Genomic DNA, 1,310 nt, shown 5'->3' with positions numbered 1-1,310 from the left:
AAACTGCATCGTCCCGGTTCTTTCGGGGTGCTCACCAAATCGGGCGGCTTAACGAATGAACTGATGTGGCTTTGCTCGCAATTTGCTGACGGCATTACGACGGCAATTAGCATCGGCGGCGACACCTACCCCTGCACCGATTTCGTTACGTATTTGGACTTGTTCGAAGCCGACCCGCAAACGAAAGCGGTTGTATTGGTCGGCGAAATGGGCGGCACTTTGGAAGAAGAAGCCGCCGCGTGGTATGGCAAAACAAAACGCCGCATTAAACTTATCGCCAGCGTCAGCGGCTTGTGCCAAGAAGTTTTGCCAAAAGGCATGAAGTTCGGACACGCAGGCGCGAAAGAAGGCAGAGGCGGAATTGGCTCGGCGCGACACAAACTTCAAGCCTTTCGCGACGCTGGCGCACTCGTGCCTGAAACCTTCGGCGCACTCGGCGATGCCATTCACGGCGTCTACCAAACCTTGCTTGCCGACGGCACCATCGCTAAAAAAACTGAAGCCCCGCCACCACGCGATTTACCCCTGCAAATCGAAGAATCACTTAAACGCGGACAAGTTTTCGTTGAACCGCTTATTCGCACCACCATCTCCGACGACCGCGGCGAAGAACCGCTCTACTTGGGCTATGCCGCAACTGAACTCATCGAGAAAGGCTATAGCATTGAGCATCTTATCGGACTGCTCTTCAACAAGGAACTTCCGACCAAAGAGCAAGCCGAAGTCATTAAACGCATCATCATTCTTTCGGCTGACCATGGACCTGCCGTCTCGGGCGCATTAGCCACGATTCTTGCCGCGTGTGCGGGCATTGGATTGCCGCAAGCCGTTGCCGCTGGGTTAATTATGATTGGACCTCGATTCGGTGGCGCGGTTTCCGATGCCGGCAAATACTTCAAACTCGGCGCAACATCTTATCGCAACGACATTCCCGGCTTTCTTGCTTATATGAAAGCCAATGTCGGACCTGTTCCCGGCATTGGGCATCGCGTCAAAAGTTTGCGCAATCCCGATAAGCGCGTTAAATCGCTTGTCTCGTTTGTGAAAAGTCGTCCCAACCTTCAAACACCATGTTTAGACTTTGCGCTCGAAGTCGAGAAAGTTACCACGCTCAAAAAAGAAACCTTGATTTTGAACTTAGACGGTGCAATCGGCGCAATTCTCATCGACCTTGGCTTTCCTGAACACGCGCTCAACGGCTTTTTTGTAATTGCTCGCACAATTGGATTTATCGGACACTGGATTGACCAAAAGGAACAAAACTCTCGCCTCATTCGGCTTTATGATTACTTGGTCAATTACGCTGTGCG

At 51.9% G+C, this 1,310-nt stretch carries 1 protein-coding gene; it reads left to right on the top strand.

Annotated features, from left to right (window positions below):
* Nucleotides 1-1,310: ATP citrate lyase (locus CMR00_12805; GenBank protein PIO46987.1), on the top strand; the 1,310-nt coding region annotated here is incomplete at both ends.

Origin of the sequence: [Chlorobium] sp. 445 (assembly GCA_002763895.1) — a bacterium.
Lineage (GTDB): Bacteria > Bacteroidota > Chlorobiia > Chlorobiales > Thermochlorobacteraceae > Thermochlorobacter.
The sequence above is the reverse complement of the archived record's forward strand: the minus strand, read 5'-3'. Positions and strand labels throughout refer to the sequence as shown.